This window comes from uncultured Polaribacter sp., from assembly GCF_947497695.1.
In the GTDB taxonomy this organism is placed as follows: Bacteria; Bacteroidota; Bacteroidia; order Flavobacteriales; family Flavobacteriaceae; genus Polaribacter.
This window is the reverse complement of the sequence record NZ_CANMHM010000003.1, coordinates 1-17303: the sequence shown is the minus strand read 5'-3', so window position 1 is coordinate 17303 and position 17303 is coordinate 1. Positions and strand designations below refer to the sequence as shown.

Here is a 17303-nt window from a genome sequence, read left to right as displayed (position 1 = left end):
TCTCTTCTCTTAACTCTTGCTCCTACTTATCAATCAACTCCTGAATAAAATCTGTACTGATTTCTGTAAAATCTGTAAAGTTAAATTGTGCTTCAGAAAGTATTTTTTTATCTCCAATACCAATACTAATCATTTTTGCAGCATTTGCAGCTTCAACTCCTGCAACAGCATCTTCAAAAACAATACAATCATTGGCATTTACGCCTAATTGTTTCGCTGCTAATAAAAAAACTTCTGGATCTGGTTTTGCTTTGGTTACATTATTTCCATCTACAATTGCATCAAAATAATGGAGTAAACCTACTTTTTCTAAAATAGGTTGTGCATTTTTACTTGCAGAACCTAAAGCAATAGGAATGTTATTTTGTTTTAAATAGGCTAAAACTTTTGGCACATCTGGCAATATTTCTGAAGCATCCATATTTTTGATATATGCTAAATAATCTACGTTTTTTTCGATCATCCAAGTATCAAATTCTTTCTGTGTTGCTTCCCTTTTACCAATGTCTAACAAAATTTCTAAACAACGTTTTCTGCTAACGCCTTTAAAAAGTTCGTTTTGTGCTTTGGTAAACTCAAAACCTAATTCGTTTGCTAACTTTTTCCAAGCTAAATAATGGTATTTGGCAGTATCTACAATAACACCATCTAAATCGAATATAAATCCTTTTTTCATTTACTGTTTTTTTAAATCAATTTAGTAGAAATATAGGTCCTTATTTAATACTATAACCTACTATTTATTTTTAGAATTATTTTTTTAAACCTGATTAAACAATTATTAATTCGTAAAAATCTCAAAAACAAAGATATTGATATAAAATAACTTTTATAATGTGTAAGGTATAAATCTACGATGTCGGTTTCGTAAATATTTAGATCAAAAAATTATGATTTTAAATGAACTGATATTTATCTTATTTCGATAAAAAATAAAGAGATAGTTTTGTACTATAAATACTATTTAACAATATAATTTTGAAAAAAAACATCTTAATAATTGCATTTATTATTGTACACTTTATTTGTACTGCACAAGAAGACCAAGAACACTTTAAACATTTTAGAATTAGTCCTATTATCAGTCACACTTTTATTCCTGTATCAACAAATGAAGGAGACGAAACTGTTATTGTACCTTCCTTTGGATTGGATTTAGAATATTGGATTACTAAAAAATGGGGATTTGGTTTTCATAATGATATTGAATTAGAAACCTTTGAAATTGAAAGAGAACATCAACTTTTTGTTGAAAAAGAATATCCAATCGTTTTAACTTTTGATGCTCTTTATAAATTTAAAGAAAATTGGATTTTTGTAGCAGGTACAGGTGTAGAATTTGAAAAAAACGAAAACCTATTTGTTATTAGAACTGGTTTAGAGTATGAAGTTGAATTTGGCAAACATTGGGATGTTGCTCCTACTGTATTTTATGATTATCGTTCTAACAATACAGGTACTTTTTCTATTGGAATCGGAATTGGAAAACGTTTTTAACTGTATTTAAAATGATTGTAGTATTTTTAAATGAAAATTTAGATTTATAATGACAGTTAAAGATTTAGTAGGCACATTTTCTATTATTGGCAGCAACCAAGATGCTGATGATACTTCTTATAAAGGACAACTCAGTTTAACATTAGATACTAATGACAGAATTATTGCTAAATGGATGATTGATGACAATCAAGAACAATTTGGAACAGGTTTTTTTATGAATAATATTCTTGTAATTAACTTTAATTACAAAGGCTTTGAAAACAAAATTTACAAAGGTGTCGTCGTTTATAAATGTTTAAACAAAGATTTATTAGAAGGTTTTTGGTCTGAAGAAAAAGGAGACCCTAAATTTTTGGGAAGTGAGAATTGTTTTAGAATTAAGAATGAACTTTTAAACTAAAACAAAATTATCTCTATTTTGGGGTGTAAAAAAAAGTACAACATCCCTCTTTTAGGGGACTAACAACTTCTTAAACTAAAAAACTCCAACTTTTCAGTTGGAGTTTTTAATCAAAAAAAAATAAATTAAGATGTTATTTTCTAACAGCGTTTACAATAGCTAAGGCTGCTCTTACATCTTTTTCTAATTTTGCATAATCTTTATTAGCAATAATTTCTTTAGAAATTAATTTAGAACCCATTCCAACACAAGTAACACCAGCATCAAACCAACCTTTTAAATTTTCTTCTGTTGGTGCAACTCCACCAGTTGGCATTACACTTGTCCAAGGTTGTGGTCCTTTCACACCTTTTACAAATTGAGGTCCATAAATATCACCAGGGAATAATTTTACAATTTCACACCCTAATTCTTCTGCTCTTGTAATTTCTGTTAATGTACCACAACCAGGAGACCATAATACTTTTTTACGGTTACAAGCAATTGCAATATCTTCTCTTAAAACAGGCGTTACAATAAAGTTTGCTCCTAAAGCCATGTATAATGATGCTGCTCCTGCATCTGTTACAGAACCTACTCCCATAATCATACCTGGTAATTCTGCAATGGCATATTTTGTTAATTCACCAAAAACTTCATGAGCAAAATCTCCACGAGCTGTAAACTCCATTAAACGAGCTCCACCATCGTAACAAGCTTTTAATACTTTTTTACTTAATTCTATATCGTTATGAAAAAATAAAGGAATCATACCTGTTTCTTTCATTACTTGTGCTACTTCTAATCTTGAAAATTGTGCCATTTTTATATTGTATAATTGTTTATTTGATAAATATGTAATTGTTAAAACGTTTAATTGTATGAACTATAAAACAGTTATATAATTAAACGTTTCAATAATTAAACCCTTTTAACGAGCTACTCTACCAGAAGCATCACCACCCATTAACTTGTTAACCTCTGCAACTGTTACTAAGTTAGCATCACCTTTAATAGTGTGTTTTAAACAAGATGCAGCAACTGCAAAGTCTAATGCATTTTGATCATTATCTGGGTATGTTAATAATCCGTAGATTAAACCTCCCATAAATGAATCTCCTCCACCAACTCTATCTACAATATCTGTAATTTGGTATTGACGAGTTTGTAACATTTGTTTTCCATCATATAAAACTCCAGCCCATGTATTATGAGATGCAGAAATAGAACCTCTTAAAGTAGTAATTACCTTTTTAGCTCTTGGAAATTTTTCTGTCATTTGCTTACAAACAGATAAAAAAGCTTCTGCTTTTACATCATGTCCTGCTGTTTGTACTGCTGCTCCATCAGGCTTAATACCAAAATGCATTTCTGCATCTTCTTCATTTCCTAAAACAATATCACAGTAAGACGTTAATTCTGTCATTATTTTTTCTCTATGAGCATCATCACAGAAATTCCATAATTTTGCACGATAGTTTAAATCTGTAGAAATTGTAATTCCTTTTGCACTTGCAGCTTTTAAAGCTTCTAAAGTTACATCTGCAGCTCCTTGAGAAATTGCTGGTATAATACCTGTCCAATGAAACCATTCACAACCTTCAAATACTGCATCCCAATCAATCATTCCAGATTCTACTTCTGCAATTGCAGAATGTGCTCTATCATAAACCACTTTAGAGCCTCTAGATACAGCACCAGTTTCTAGGAAATAAATTCCTAAACGGTCTCCACCATAAACGATTTTATCTACACCAACTCCACGCTTACGCATTTCCATCATTGCACATTCACCAATATCATTTTTTGGTAAACGTGTTACAAAATCTACATCGATACCATAGTTTGCTAAAGAAACTGCTACGTTAGATTCTCCACCACCATAAACTGCATCAAAACTGTTTGCTTGTGAAAATCTTAAAAATCCTTGAGGAGCTAATCTTAACATGATTTCTCCAAATGTTACTACTTTTGCCATTTTTAATTACTATTTAATATGATTAGTTAATTGCTTAAACGTTTAAGCAGTTTTATAAAAAAAATCAAAAAGACATATTATACTATCTTTTTGATTATTATAAAATATCGTCTTACATTTGCTTTAACGATTAAGCAAATATATAAAAAAAACTATTATCAAAAAGAAAACCACTATAAAAGATATTGCTAATGTTTTAAACATCTCTGCTGCTGCTGTTTCTAAAGCTTTACATAACGATTCTAGAATTAGCGAAAAAACAAAAAAAGCAGTAAGACAGGTTGCAGAAAACTTAAATTACCAACCAAATCATTTAGCAAGTGCCCTAAGAAGTGGAAAAAGTAAATTAGTTGGTGTGATTGTGCCCAGAACTAACAGTAATTTTTTTTCATCAGTAATTCAAAATATTGAAGAAGTATTAAATAAAGAAGGATTCAATATTATTATTACACAATCTAATGAGTCTTACAAAAAAGAATGTGCTAGTATAGATGCTTTATTATTTACACAAGTAGATGGTATTATTGCTTCTATGGCTAATGAAACTGTAGATTTATCTCATTACGAAAAAATTAAATCAAAAGGTATTCCTTTAATTACTTTTGATAGAGGTGAAAATGATTTGAATGTAGATTATATTGGTATTGATGATTATAACAGTAGTAATCTTATTGTAGGACATCTTGTAAAACAAGGATGTAAAAGAATTGCTCATATAGGAGGTTTTAGAAGAACTCGTATTTTTAACAACAGAATTCGTGGTTATATAGATGCTCTAAAAAAACACAATTTACCTTTAAATGATGAATTATTAATTGAAAGTAACTTAACTATAAAAGATGGTAGAGCAAAAATGCAACAATTACTGGCTTTAAAAAATAGACCAGATGCAGTATATATTGCTAGTGACTACGCTGCTTTGGGAGCTTTACAAGTTTTAAACGAACAAAACATTAGTGTACCTCATGATATTGCTTTGGTTGGTTTTGGCAACGAACCTTTTAGTGCCTTAGTTACACCCTCTATAACAAGTATAGAACAACATAGTAAAAAAATTGGTAATTTAGCTGCATTAACATTTTTAGAGCATGTTAAAAAAGATGTTATAAAACAAAAATTGACAAAAAAAATAGTAGATGTAGAACTTTTGGTTAGAGATTCTTCAAATAGAAATAAGAAGTAGTACTATCTTGGTTCTTTTAAAGAAACTTTCGCTTATTTTTGTTTTAAAATTAAATTATCCAACCCACATTTTATGAAACAGTTAATTATTTTATTATTATTGATTATTGCATTTTTTATTGGATATGGAAAGTATCAAGAATACAAAAGGTACAACTCACCAAATGTTGATTACAAAACTTCTAAAATAGTAGATTTTGAATATCACAACCAAGAATTAGTGATGAACTATCAAAAAGCAATTGAAGATATCAATAGTTATGTAATGTTACAGTGGACAGCAAATTCTATTGACGTAAGAACGCCTAAAAATGATGATGTTGAAACTAAAAATGCAGTTGAAAAATATTCTGATAAACTAGCAAACATTAAATATTATGAAAATAAACTAGAAAAATCATTGATTTTAAAATCTAAAGGTTTAACAAATTCAGAAATTAAATTTTTAGAAGAAACTGGTACCGAATTAAAAAAGTATCAAAAAATAAATGCAAATAAAAAAATTAAAAGTATGTTTAATGCTTCTGATAAAATGAAGTATGGTGATAAAAGTGCTTTAATTTATGAAGTGCAAAAAAAATTAATTATTAATGGCTTTAATATTGATTTAGACGGTTTTTATAAAACTGAAACTTTGAATGCAATTAAAGATTTTGAAAAACGAAACAATCTTTTTGCAGATGGTGTTTTAGATGTTTTAACTTTAGATGCTTTATTTGAGTAAACAATTAATTTTATGCACTAAAAAAAGGCTATTCCATCGCTTTTTTATAGTTACTTAAAAGGTTTTGAACTTTTTCATTTTCATAAACAATTGGGTATAATTCTTTTAATACAACATTATAATCAAAATCTATTTTTAAGGCTTCAATTAAATAGTCAAACCCACTGTCTTCTTTATTCACAATAAAAAACAAGCCTGCAAATCTGTATGCTACTTCAGCAGTATTTTTGTATTTTTTTTGACAATTAATTAAAACCTCTATAGCATCATTAAATTGACCTAAAAAAGATAGTACATCTGTTAAACCGATGTAAATTTCTAAAGCATCGTCATGTAAAGTCAAACATTTTTCAAAACTCATTAATGCTTCTTCATAAAAATTTAGTTTTAAATTAATTTCTGCATAACGTCTCCAATATAAACTATTATTTTCTTCAATTTTTAAAGCTTCAGAAATATAATAAGAGGCTTGTTCATAATTTTCAGCTTCATAATTTAAGTTGGCTAATAACATCCAACCTTTGTCTAACAAAGGATCTTCATTCACTGCTTTTTGATAAAAAGAAATAGCCTCATCAAAATTTTCTAATTTTTCATAACACTCTCCTATTCTAACAAAAGCAAATGAAGTTGCATCATCTAATTCTAAAGTAATTAAGTAATTATCAATAGCTTCTTTGTATCGCTCTAACTCCTCTAAGGTCTTTGCTTTTTCTAAATAACCTCCAATAAAAGATTCATCAATTAAAACAGCATAATCAAAAGATTTTAAAGCTTCTTCATACATTTTTAAAATAAAATATTGTCTTCCAAGTTGATGCCATGCAACTTCACAATAAGGATTTTTTTGTACGTAAGAATTTAAATATAAAATTGCTTCTTTATGTTCTTTTTCCATATCAAAACAATACACAACATTATACAATGCAGAATAATCTTCATAATCTACATTTACACATTTTGTAAAAGTTAAACGTGCATCTTTAAAGTTATCTAAATAAAGATATTCCATTCCCAACAAAGACCAAATATCAACTTTATCATCTGTAAAATTTAGTGCATTTTTTAAAAGAATTATTGCCTCTTTATGGTTTCCTCTTTTAGAACATATCGTTGCTTTTTGTATAAAAACCTCATCATTATTAGGTTCTAAACGCTCAATTACATTTAGTAAAACATAGGCTTTATCCAACTCATCTTCAAATATATATATTTCTACCTGTAGTAATTTTAAATCTATTGAAGTTGGATGCTGTTGTAAACCCAATTTTACAGCTTTTTTAGCTAAGGCATGTTTACCAACATCTAAATAATGAATAATTATTTCTTCAAACTCATCCAAATCAAAAAAATATATTGAGTTGGTTTTAAGCATGGATTCAAATTTTACTAAACACATAATACAGGGATTGAGTTGCTGTTTTAAAGATAGTGTAAGTACTCGTTAGCCAATTAACAGTTGTTTATTTGTTTTTAACAATTTAATTAACAATAATAAACATTACAATATAACATTTTTTTTAAAAACTGGTATCTTTAATTCTTATCTTACATTAAAAAAGCCCTTTTTTATTTAAGTTATTTAATTCATCTTTTTTATTTTGCTCATACATATATTTATACTAATTTTGATTTTCAATAACTATCAAGCTAATTTGATAAACTTCTTATGAGCAAAAAAAACTTATTGAACTCAAAAGATATTGAAATAATTCTACATCGTTTAGCGTGTCAGCTAATCGAAAACCATAACGATTTTTCTAATACCGTTCTAATTGGTTTACAACCAAGAGGTAGTTTTTTGGCTAATAGATTAGCAGATTTATTAAAAAATGAGTACCAAGTTAAAAACTTACAACTAGGTCTTTTAGATATTACTTTTTATAGAGATGATTTTAGACGAAGAGATGCTCCTTTAGCAGCTACTGCAACTAAAATAGACTTTTTAATTGAAGGTAAAAATGTAGTAATTATTGATGATGTTTTATTTTCTGGAAGAAGTATTAGAGCTGCATTAACTGCAATGCAAGCTTATGGAAGACCAGAAAACATAGAATTATTAGTGTTAATTGACAGGCGTTTTAGTAGGCATTTACCAATTCAGCCAAATTATAGAGGCAGACAAGTAGATGCTATCAATGAAGAAAAAGTATTGGTTACCTGGAAAGAAACTCATAAAAAAGACGCAGTTTATATAGAATTTAAGTAATTATGTCAGAATTAAGTGTAGAACATTTATTGGGAATAAAGTATTTAAAGCAAACTGATATTGATTTAATTTTTAAAACTGCCGATCATTTTAAAGAAGTTATTAATAGACCTATTAAAAAAGTACCTTCTCTTAGAGATATTACAATAGCCAATTTATTTTTTGAAAATAGCACACGTACAAAGCTTAGTTTTGAATTGGCAGAAAAAAGGCTTTCTGCAGATGTAATTAATTTTTCTGCAAGTCAATCTTCCGTAAAAAAAGGAGAAACTTTAATAGATACAGTCAACAATATTTTGGCTATGAAAGTAGATATTGTTGTGATGAGACATGCAAGTGTTGGTGCTGGTGTTTTTTTATCTAAACACGTAGATGCCAAGATAGTCAATGCAGGTGATGGCACACATGAGCATCCTACTCAAGCACTATTAGATTCTTACTCTATCAGAGAAAAGTTAGGGAGTGTAAAAGGTAAAAAAATACTAATTGTTGGTGATATTTTACATTCTAGAGTTGCACTATCAAATATATTTGCACTACAGTTACAAGGTGCAGAAGTAAAAGTTTGTGGCCCAACAACCTTAATTCCTAAATACATTTCTAGTTTAGGCGTAACAGTAGAAACCAATTTAAAAAAAGCTCTTGAATGGTGTGATGTTGCCAATGTTTTACGTGTACAACATGAAAGAATGGATATTAAATATTTTCCTTCAACTAGAGAATACACACAACTTTTTGGAATTAACCAAGAAATTTTAGACAATCTTGACAAAAAAATTGTGATTATGCATCCAGGTCCCATAAATCGTGGAGTAGAAATTACAAGTGATGTTGCTGATTCTAACCAATCTATTATTTTAGACCAAGTAGAAAATGGTGTTGCAGTTAGAATGGCTGTTATTTATTTATTAGCACAACAGGTTAAAAGATAAGTTATGCAAACAGAAAAAAAAGAAACCTATACATTAATTACTAATAAACAAAAAACGTTTTCTGAGTTTTATGATGCTTTTTTAATTGAAGAAAAGAAACTACAAAAAGAAAACATCATTCTACATTTTTCTAATGAAAGCGATGTTTCTTCTAAGGAATTTTTACTGTTTTTGGATATAGCCAAACAAAAAAAAGAAAACGGCACATCTTTTGTGATTGTAAACTCAAAAATTGATATAGATAATTTTCCAGAGAGTTTTAACATTACGCCTACTTTACAAGAAGCAGAAGATATTATAGAAATGGAAGCTATAGAAAGAGAATTAGGCTTTTAAAGATTAAAAAAAATGATTAAAAAAATACTTTTTATCTTATTTTTATCCACTTTTACTTTAGGGTTTTCGCAACAGAAATCTCTAGAAAGCTTATCTGCTGCTCCAAATCCTTTTTCGAATTCCACAAAAATTAGTTTTATAGCTAGCTCAAAATCAACAATTATTTTTACTGTCAGAAATGTTTTGGGCACAACTGTCGTTAAAAAAAATCTTCAAACAACACTTGGTAAAAACACAATTCCTTTCTTTAAAAACGATTTAAATTCTGGAATGTATATTTACAGCATACAAAACAAAAAACAAATTATTTCAAAACGATTTGTTATTCGATGAGTATATCACTAACCATTTTAGGCTGTCATTCTGCAACTCCAAGAATAAACGCTTTTCCTACTTCACAATATTTAGAAATTAACAACAGTCATTTTTTAATTGATTGTGGTGAAGGTACACAACGTCAAATGCGAAAATATAAAGTTGGGTTTTCTAAAATAAATCATATTTTTATTACGCATTTACATGGCGATCATTTTTATGGGTTAGTTGGTTTATTATCTACTTTTGGTATTTTAAACAGAGATAAAGAATTGCATATTTATGGGCCTAAAGGCATCAAAGAAGTTACTTTATTACAATTAAAAATTTCTCAATCACACGCAAAATATAAAATGATTTTTCATGAGTTAACTTCTAAAAAAAGTGAATTAATTTTTGAAGATGATAAAGTTTCTGTGAGCACAATTCCTTTAACTCATAGAGTATATACAAATGGTTACTTATTTAAAGAAAAAGAGAAATCAAGAAAACTAAACATGCTAAATATTAGTGGATATTCAGAAATAGACAAAGCTGATTACCTAAATATAAAAGCAGGGAAAGATGTTGTACTATCTTCTGGCAAAATAGTATTTAATACAGAACTAACCATTGATCCGCCAAAACCATTAAGTTTTGCTTTTTGTAGCGACACTTGTTACAAACCAGACATTGTACCCATTATTAAAAATGTAGATTTATTATATCATGAAGCTACTTTTTTAGATGACAGAAAAGATTTGGCTAAAAAAACGAAGCACGCTACTACAAAAGAAGCCGCTCAAATAGCTAAAGATGCAAACGCAAAACAGCTAATTATTGGCCATTACTCTGGCAGATATAAAGATATTAATGTGTTTAAAGAAGAGGCTCAAGAAATTTTTGAAAACACAGAGTTAGCAGTTCCTGGTAAAGTTTTTATTGTATAATATTAATAGATAAAAATTTATGTAGAAATAAAAAAGAGCGTTAAATCACAAATGATTTAACGCTCTTTTTAACTTACACTAGTTCTATAATCAGCAGAAAATTATCGAATTAACTTTCTATATTTTATACGTTTTGGCATTAAATCTCCACCTAAACGTTTCTTTTTATTTTCTTCATATTCAGAGAATCCTCCTTCAAAAAAGTAAACTTCACTATTTCCTTCAAAAGCTAATATATGTGTACAAACTCTATCTAAAAACCATCTATCGTGACTAATGATAACGCCACAACCAGCAAAGTTTTCCAATCCTTCTTCTAATGCTCTTAGTGTGTTTACATCTAAATCATTTGTTGGTTCATCTAAAAGTAAAACGTTACCTTCTTCTTTTAAGGTCATTGCTAAATGCAAACGATTACGTTCTCCACCAGAAAGTGTATTTACTTTTTTGTTTTGCTCACTTCCAGAAAAATTAAAACGACTTAAATAAGCACGAGAATTTACTTGCTTACCTCCCATCATTACTAAATCTTGTCCGTCTGAAAAGTTTTCCCAAATTGTTTTTTCAGGATTTATATTCGAATGGGCTTGATCTACGTAGGCTATTTTAGCAGTTTCACCCACTGAAAAACTTCCTGCATCAGGAGTTTCTTCTCCCATAATCATTTTAAAAATAGTAGTTTTACCAGCTCCATTAGGACCTATAATACCAACAATTCCTGCCTGTGGAAGGTTAAATTCTAAATTATCATATAATAATTTATCTCCAAATGCTTTAGAAACACCAGTTGCTTCAATTACATTGGTTCCCAAACGTGGTCCATTAGGAATATAAATTTCTAATTTTTCATCAACTTGCTTTTGGTCTTGACTCATTAATTTGTCATAATTCTTCAAACGAGCTTTTTGCTTTGTTTGACGACCTTTTGCTCCTTGTCTAACCCAATCTAACTCTCGTTCTAACGTTTTTTGACGCTTAGAAGCAGTTTTACTCTCTTGTGCCATTCGTTTAGACTTTTGATCTAACCACTCAGCATAATTTCCTTTCCAAGGAATTCCTTCACCTCTATCTAATTCTAAAATCCAACCAGCAACATTATCTAAAAAGTATCTATCATGCGTTACTGCAATAACAGTTCCTTTATATTGTGCTAAATGATGCTCTAACCAATGTACAGATTCTGCATCTAAATGGTTGGTAGGCTCATCTAATAATAAAATTTCTGGTTCTTGTAATAATAATCTACACAGTGCGACACGTCTTTTTTCTCCTCCAGAAAGTACGCCAATTTTTTTATCAGAATCTGGCGTTCTCAAAGCATCCATTGCTATTTCTAATTTGGTATCTAATTCCCAAGCATTGGCAGCATCAATTTTATCTTGTAATTCTGCTTGTTGTGCCATTAGTTTGTCCATCTTATCTGCATCAGAATACACTTCTTCCAAACCAAACATGTCGTTTATTTTATTGTACTCATCTAAAATTGCAACGGTTTCTGCAACTCCTTCTTTTACAACTTCTAAAACAGTTTTTTCTGGATTTAGTTGTGGCTCTTGTTCTAAATAACCTACTTTATAACCTGGTACAAAAGTTACATCACCTTGATAATTCTTTTCTACCCCTGCTATAATTTTTAATAAAGTTGATTTTCCAGATCCATTTAAACCAAGAATTCCAATTTTTGCTCCATAATAGAAACTTAAGTAAATATCTTTTAAAACTTGTTTTCCTGTAGATTGATAAGTTTTAGACAACTTATTCATCGAAAAGATTACTTTCTTATCGTCGCTCATTTATATACTGTATTTGAAAAATTAATTATTTAAATATGTAGCTGAAGACTGCTACTAAAAACTGTAAACTTTTTTACACTCTTCCTTTTAAGGCATTAAAAACCCATGCATTTGCAAAGAAACCAAAACCAACAGCTGCAAAACCCCAAGCAGATACTTCTCTGTACTTAAATATTCCTATAGCTATTAATCCAAATCCTACAAATATCATTATAAAAGTTGCCCAGCTTAAGACTGTATTTTTATTCATTCCCATTGTTTGTAATTTATTAATTAAATTAATTCGCAAATATCGTTTTTTATTTGGTACAATCAAATTATAGCCATTAGTAAAAACCTTAATAATTGGTAAGCTATAAAGTAGTAAAATATAGCTATTTAATTTCTTGCCAATTTACGCAAAGTAACCCATTGTTTCATTTTTTCTCTTGAGTCACAAGCAGGATAACCAACAACAGATTTACCTGCTTCTACATCTGCAATAACACCAGAACCAGCACCTACTTTTGCCCCAGAATTTATGGTAACATGGTCTTTAATAGAAGCACTACCTCCAATAATAACACCATCACCTAAAGTTACAGAACCTGCCACACCACTATGACCTGCCATGATACAAAATTTACCTAATACAGAATTATGACCAATTTGAACTAAGTTATCAATTTTACAGCCATCTCCTAAAACAGTAGCACTAAATTTTCCACGATCAACGCAAGAATTTGCTCCAATTTCTACTCCATTACCAATAATTACATTTCCAATATGAATAATTTTAGTCAAACCTTTTTCACTGGGTCTATACCCAAACCCATCAGCACCAATACTAACATTTGTATGAAAAATACAATGACTACCAATTATGCTTCGTTCTCTAATTACGGTTCCAGACCAAATAACAGTCTCATTTCCAATTGTAGTATCATCAAAAATGGAAACGTTTGGGTAAATAGTTACTTTATCTCCTAAAATTACATTTTTACCAATGTAAGAATTTGCACCAACTTTACACCCTTTTCCTAATTTTACAGTTTTGTCTATAACTGCTGTAGGATGAATATCTGTTTCAAAGTAAGGTGGTTCTGGCTCAAAAGCTTCTAATAAAATTGCCATTGCCAAATCTGGATTTTTTACTTTTACAAAGGCCTTTCCTTCTTCTGGAGTAATTTTTATTCCCTTATAAACAATTGCAATACTTGCGTTAGATTTTTCCCATAAACGTGCATATTTAGAATTGCCTATAAAAGTAACATTGCCTTTTTTTGCGTTTTCAATTTGTTCTGGAGCATTTATTTTATCGGTACAAAAACCAATTTGCTCACCACTTAAAAGTGCTGTTATTTCTTCAACAGTAAAAGTTTTCATCTATTTAATTTATATATTTTGATAAAAATACTCTTTTATTTTAAGACAATATTTTAATTCTAGATGATTTTTTTAAATTACAAATCTGCAGCCAGTCTAGCTCCTTGATTAATGGCTCGTTTTGCATCTAATTCACTAGCAAAATCTGCCCCACCAATAACATGTACTTTTTTACCAGCATTTAATAATGGTTGATATAATTCTTTAAAAGGAACTTGACCTGCACAAACAACAACGTTGTCTACTTCTAATATTTTGTCTTCATTATTTTGGATATAATGCAAACCTTGATCACTAATTTTGGTATAAGAAACCTCACCTATAAACTGTACTTTTTTCTTTTTTAAAGTAGAACGATGAATCCAACCTGTTGTTTTACCTAAATTTCCTCCAAATTTCCCTTTACTTCTTTTAAACATAAAAACTTCTCTTGCAGAAGGATAAAATTCTGGTATTACACCTTCAATTCCACTTCTAGCCTCTAAAGATTTATCAATTCCCCATTCTTTTAACCAAGTATCAATATTTAGAGATGTAGATTCTCCTTCGTGCGTTAAATATTCTGAAACATCAAAACCAATACCTCCTGCTCCAATTACTGCAACACGTTTTCCTACTGTTTTTTTATGTTTTAAAACATCAATATAACTTAGTACTTTTTTATGATTGATGCCTTCTATTTTCAACTCTCTTGGTTTAATACCTGTAGCAATTACAATTTCATCAAAATTAGATTTTTGCAAATCAGCCACAGAAACCATGGTATTTAATTTTACAATAACCTTATGTATTTCAATTTGTTTTTTAAAATAACGCAACGTTTCGTAAAACTCTTCTTTACCAGGTATTTGTTTTGCAATGTTAAACTGTCCACCAATTTCTTTATCTCCATCAAACAAAGTTATAGTATGACCTCTTTGTGCTGCAATTGTTGCAGCTGCTAATCCTGCAGGTCCTGCACCAATTACTGCTATTTTCTTTGGATTTTCTGCTGAATGATAATTTAGTTCTGTTTCATGACAAGCTCTGGGGTTTACCAAACAACTTGCCACTTTTTGTTGAAAAACATGATCTAAACAAGCCTGATTACAACCAATACATGTGTTTATTTCATCACTTTTATCAGCTTTAGCTTTATTTACCCATTCTGAATCTGCCAAAAAAGGACGAGCCATAGAAATCATATCTGCATCTCCTTCTGCTAATATTTTTTCTGCAGTTTCTGGCATGTTTATTCTATTAGACGTTATCAAAGGAATCGAAATTTCTGACTTCATTTTTTTGGTTACCCATGTAAATGCAGCTCTAGGTACTGATGTTGCAATGGTTGGTATTCTAGATTCATGCCAACCAATACCCGTATTTATAATGGTTGCACCTGCCTTTTCGATCTCTTTACCTAATTGCACAACTTCTTGCCAAGAACTTCCATTTTCTACCAAATCTAACATTGATAATCTGTAGATAATAATAAAATTTTTACCTACTGCTGCTCTGGTTTGTTTTACCAGTTCAATTGGTAATCGCATTCTGTTTTCATAATTTCCTCCCCAAGCATCTGTTCTTTTATTGGTTCGTTTTGCTATAAATTGATTGATTAAATAGCCTTCTGAACCCATAATTTCTACCCCATCATAACCTGCTAATTTTGATAATTTTGCAGAATTTACAAAATCTTTAATGGTTCTTTTAATACCTGATTCTTTTAATTTAAATGGTTTAAAAGGTGTTATTGGCGATTTTATTTTGGAAGGTGACACATTAAATGGATGATAGCCATAACGACCTGCATGTAAAATTTGCATACAGATTTTACCTCCTTCTTTATGCACAGCTTCTGTAATTTTCTGATGTTGTTTCGCATGTTTTTTTGTTGACATTCTCGCTGAAAAAGGGGCTGTCCAACCCTGTATGTTTGGCGAAATTCCTCCTGTAACAATTAATCCTACGCCACCTTTTGCTCTTTCTGCATAATAAGTAGCAATTCTATCCAAACCATTTTTTTCTTCCTCTAAACCAGTGTGCATAGACCCCATTAAAATTCTATTCTTTAAGGTTGTAAAACCTAAATCTAAAGGCTCAAAAATGTGTTTATATTTCGTCATTTAAAGTATTTTAATTCTAATTTAAAAATAATTGAAAATATCTTGTTTAAATTTCTGTTTTTGTGATAATGATAGTTTGAATTGAAATTTTATAATAAAACTATAAGAAAGCTTCTTTATTTACTATGCATGCATAACACTTAGCAAGATATGTTTATTTTTTTAAAAGAAAAAACCTCAAAAGAAATGATTCTTTTGAGGTTTTATAAAAATTTAAAAAAACACTTTACATTGGTATTTCAATTAATAACAATTCTGAATCTTTTGCAGGATTTATTTTAAAATCTGTAGCTTCATAAATACCAATAGCATCTCTAACATTTAATATTGTTCCATCAATTTGAAACTCGCCAGAGATATTAAACACATATACTCCATGATTCTGTGTTTTTAAATTGTAAGTAAATTCATTGTTTTTATCGAGGTCAATTCTAGAAATTTGAGCATCTTGATGAATTTTTAGCACATTTTTATCATCAGCATTAAAAGAATTGACTAAAACTTGTAGTTTATTTTTTCTTTCATTTTTATCAAATAACTTCTGATCATATCTTGGTGTAACACCTTTTTTTTCTGGAAGTATCCAAATTTGAAAAAGGCTTAAATGCTCTGATGCAGATCCATTTATTTCTGAATGTTGTACTCCTGTACCTGCAGACATCACTTGTACTTCTTCTGGCAAAACTGCAATCCAATCATTTGCCATATTGTCTTTATGTTTTAAAATACCTTTTAACGGAATTGTTATAATTTCCATATTATTGTGTGGATGTGTGCCAAAACCCATACTTGGGGCAATTAAATCGTCATTTAAAACTCTTAAAGCACCAAATTGTTCTCTTTTAGAATCGTAAAAATTGGCAAAACTAAATGAAAAATTGGCTTGTAACCAACCATGATTTGCACTACCTCTTGTACTTGCTCTATGAATTATTTTTTTCATTTTATCTAATTTTATCTAATAAATCGCTCAATACTATTGCTTCCTCTTCTGATAAATTGTCTAAAAAGGAAAGATTTTTATGATTATCAATATTTGATAACAATTCTAGACCATTCTTTGTAATTTTAACATAAACCACTCTTCTATCGTGTTCACATCGCTCTCTCTCAATAAAATTTTTATCACACAACTTATCCATTAAACGTGTTGCATTTGGTGCTCTTTCTATCATTCTATCTTTCACAACCTGTACTTTAACTTTCTGTTTTGCTCCTCGTAAAATTCTTAAAATATTGTATTGCTGTGGAGAAATTCCATAAGGCTTAAAAAACTCGTTTTCTTTGCTATTAAGCCAATTTGCAGTATATTTTATATTGATTAAAGCTTTTACTTTATCATTTATAAAGCTAGAATTGATGTCTTTAGAAATGTCTCCCATTTTTCAGTATTCAGTATTCAGTATTCAGTATTCAGTATTCAGTATTCAGTATTCAGTATTCAGTATTCAGTATTCAGTATTCAGTATTCAGTATTCAGTATTCAGTATTCAGTATTCAGTATTCAGTATTCAGTATTCAGTATTCAGTATTCAGTATTCAGTATTCAGTATTCA

The 17303-nt window shown here is 29.4% G+C and carries 19 protein-coding genes; 9 read left to right on the top strand and 10 right to left on the bottom strand.

Translation table 11 applies throughout. From position 1 onward, the window contains the following. Nucleotides 1-22: 22 nt before the first annotated feature. On the bottom strand, nucleotides 23-676 hold the full coding sequence (pgmB, locus tag Q0731_RS04395) for a beta-phosphoglucomutase (protein ID WP_299060415.1): 654 nt from the start codon (nucleotides 674-676) through the stop codon (nucleotides 23-25). Nucleotides 677-978: 302 nt separating this feature from the next. Between pgmB and Q0731_RS04390 the strand changes: the two genes are divergently transcribed. Together Q0731_RS04390 and Q0731_RS04385 are read left to right on the top strand one after the other, a co-directional pair. Then, nucleotides 979-1497: a hypothetical protein gene (locus Q0731_RS04390; protein WP_299060413.1), complete on the top strand. Its 519-nt coding sequence runs from the start codon at nucleotides 979-981 to the stop codon at nucleotides 1495-1497. A gap of 49 nt (nucleotides 1498-1546) precedes the next feature. Next, a complete protein-coding gene (locus Q0731_RS04385; RefSeq protein ID WP_299060410.1) occupies nucleotides 1547-1900 on the top strand; it encodes a hypothetical protein in 354 nt (117 codons plus the stop codon). A 133-nt stretch (nucleotides 1901-2033) separates the two neighbouring features. On the opposite strand, the gene Q0731_RS04380 is transcribed toward Q0731_RS04385, so the two are convergent. Continuing rightward, a complete protein-coding gene (locus tag Q0731_RS04380) occupies nucleotides 2034-2702 on the bottom strand; it encodes a bifunctional 4-hydroxy-2-oxoglutarate aldolase/2-dehydro-3-deoxy-phosphogluconate aldolase (RefSeq protein WP_299060408.1) in 669 nt (222 codons plus the stop codon). Between the two features lie 108 nt (nucleotides 2703-2810). Then, nucleotides 2811-3857, bottom strand: coding sequence for a sugar kinase (locus Q0731_RS04375; RefSeq protein ID WP_299060406.1), 1047 nt, complete (start codon nucleotides 3855-3857; stop codon nucleotides 2811-2813). Between the two features lie 142 nt (nucleotides 3858-3999). Here Q0731_RS04375 and Q0731_RS04370 point away from each other — a divergent pair, with 142 nt between their 5' ends. Together Q0731_RS04370 and Q0731_RS04365 are read left to right on the top strand one after the other, a co-directional pair. Then, a complete protein-coding gene (locus Q0731_RS04370) occupies nucleotides 4000-5040 on the top strand; it encodes a LacI family DNA-binding transcriptional regulator (protein WP_366915398.1) in 1041 nt (346 codons plus the stop codon). Between the two features lie 72 nt (nucleotides 5041-5112). Then, nucleotides 5113-5763: a peptidoglycan-binding domain-containing protein gene (locus Q0731_RS04365; RefSeq protein WP_299060404.1), complete on the top strand. Its 651-nt coding sequence runs from the start codon at nucleotides 5113-5115 to the stop codon at nucleotides 5761-5763. Nucleotides 5764-5791: 28 nt separating this feature from the next. Here the strand turns inward: Q0731_RS04365 and Q0731_RS04360 are convergent, their stop codons facing one another. Then, nucleotides 5792-7162 carry a tetratricopeptide repeat protein gene (locus tag Q0731_RS04360; RefSeq protein WP_299060402.1) on the bottom strand — a complete coding sequence of 457 codons (1371 nt, stop codon included), beginning with the start codon at nucleotides 7160-7162 and terminating at the stop codon, nucleotides 5792-5794. Nucleotides 7163-7432: 270 nt separating this feature from the next. Between Q0731_RS04360 and pyrR the strand changes: the two genes are divergently transcribed. From pyrR to Q0731_RS04335, 5 genes are read left to right on the top strand one after another with little or no spacing between them, the layout of a single operon-like run. Further along, complete coding sequence (pyrR, locus tag Q0731_RS04355; RefSeq protein WP_299060400.1) at nucleotides 7433-7972, top strand: bifunctional pyr operon transcriptional regulator/uracil phosphoribosyltransferase PyrR; 540 nt, start codon at nucleotides 7433-7435, stop codon at nucleotides 7970-7972. A gap of 2 nt (nucleotides 7973-7974) precedes the next feature. Next, nucleotides 7975-8904: an aspartate carbamoyltransferase catalytic subunit gene (locus tag Q0731_RS04350; protein WP_299060398.1), complete on the top strand. Its 930-nt coding sequence runs from the start codon at nucleotides 7975-7977 to the stop codon at nucleotides 8902-8904. 3 nt (nucleotides 8905-8907) lie between these two features. Then, a complete protein-coding gene (locus Q0731_RS04345) occupies nucleotides 8908-9240 on the top strand; it encodes a hypothetical protein (protein ID WP_299060396.1) in 333 nt (110 codons plus the stop codon). Nucleotides 9241-9252: 12 nt separating this feature from the next. Next, the gene (locus Q0731_RS04340) at nucleotides 9253-9573 is read left to right on the top strand and encodes a T9SS type A sorting domain-containing protein (RefSeq protein ID WP_299060394.1); all 321 of its coding nucleotides are present in this window, start codon (nucleotides 9253-9255) and stop codon (nucleotides 9571-9573) included. Continuing rightward, nucleotides 9570-10484 (top strand): ribonuclease Z, encoded by a 915-nt coding sequence (locus Q0731_RS04335; protein WP_299060392.1) that lies wholly within the window; start codon nucleotides 9570-9572, stop codon nucleotides 10482-10484. The genes Q0731_RS04340 and Q0731_RS04335 overlap by 4 nt, the downstream gene beginning before the upstream one ends. 101 nt (nucleotides 10485-10585) lie before the next feature. Here the strand turns inward: Q0731_RS04335 and ettA are convergent, their stop codons facing one another. From ettA to Q0731_RS04305, 6 genes are all read right to left on the bottom strand, one after another. Further along, complete coding sequence (gene ettA, locus Q0731_RS04330) at nucleotides 10586-12277, bottom strand: energy-dependent translational throttle protein EttA (protein ID WP_299060389.1); 1692 nt, start codon at nucleotides 12275-12277, stop codon at nucleotides 10586-10588. A gap of 73 nt (nucleotides 12278-12350) precedes the next feature. Continuing rightward, the gene (locus Q0731_RS04325; RefSeq protein WP_299061321.1) at nucleotides 12351-12533 is read right to left on the bottom strand and encodes a CAL67264 family membrane protein; all 183 of its coding nucleotides are present in this window, start codon (nucleotides 12531-12533) and stop codon (nucleotides 12351-12353) included. 122 nt (nucleotides 12534-12655) lie between these two features. Beyond that, the gene (gene lpxD, locus Q0731_RS04320) at nucleotides 12656-13642 is read right to left on the bottom strand and encodes a UDP-3-O-(3-hydroxymyristoyl)glucosamine N-acyltransferase (protein ID WP_299060386.1); all 987 of its coding nucleotides are present in this window, start codon (nucleotides 13640-13642) and stop codon (nucleotides 12656-12658) included. A 77-nt stretch (nucleotides 13643-13719) separates the two neighbouring features. Continuing rightward, a complete protein-coding gene (locus Q0731_RS04315; protein ID WP_299060384.1) occupies nucleotides 13720-15747 on the bottom strand; it encodes an NADPH-dependent 2,4-dienoyl-CoA reductase in 2028 nt (675 codons plus the stop codon). Between the two features lie 226 nt (nucleotides 15748-15973). Further along, nucleotides 15974-16690, bottom strand: a complete 717-nt coding sequence (locus tag Q0731_RS04310) for a pirin family protein (protein WP_299060383.1) — start codon at nucleotides 16688-16690, stop codon at nucleotides 15974-15976. 1 nt (nucleotide 16691) lies between these two features. Next, nucleotides 16692-17129, bottom strand: a complete 438-nt coding sequence (locus tag Q0731_RS04305; RefSeq protein WP_299060381.1) for a MarR family transcriptional regulator — start codon at nucleotides 17127-17129, stop codon at nucleotides 16692-16694. Between the last annotated feature and the right edge of the window lie 174 nt (nucleotides 17130-17303).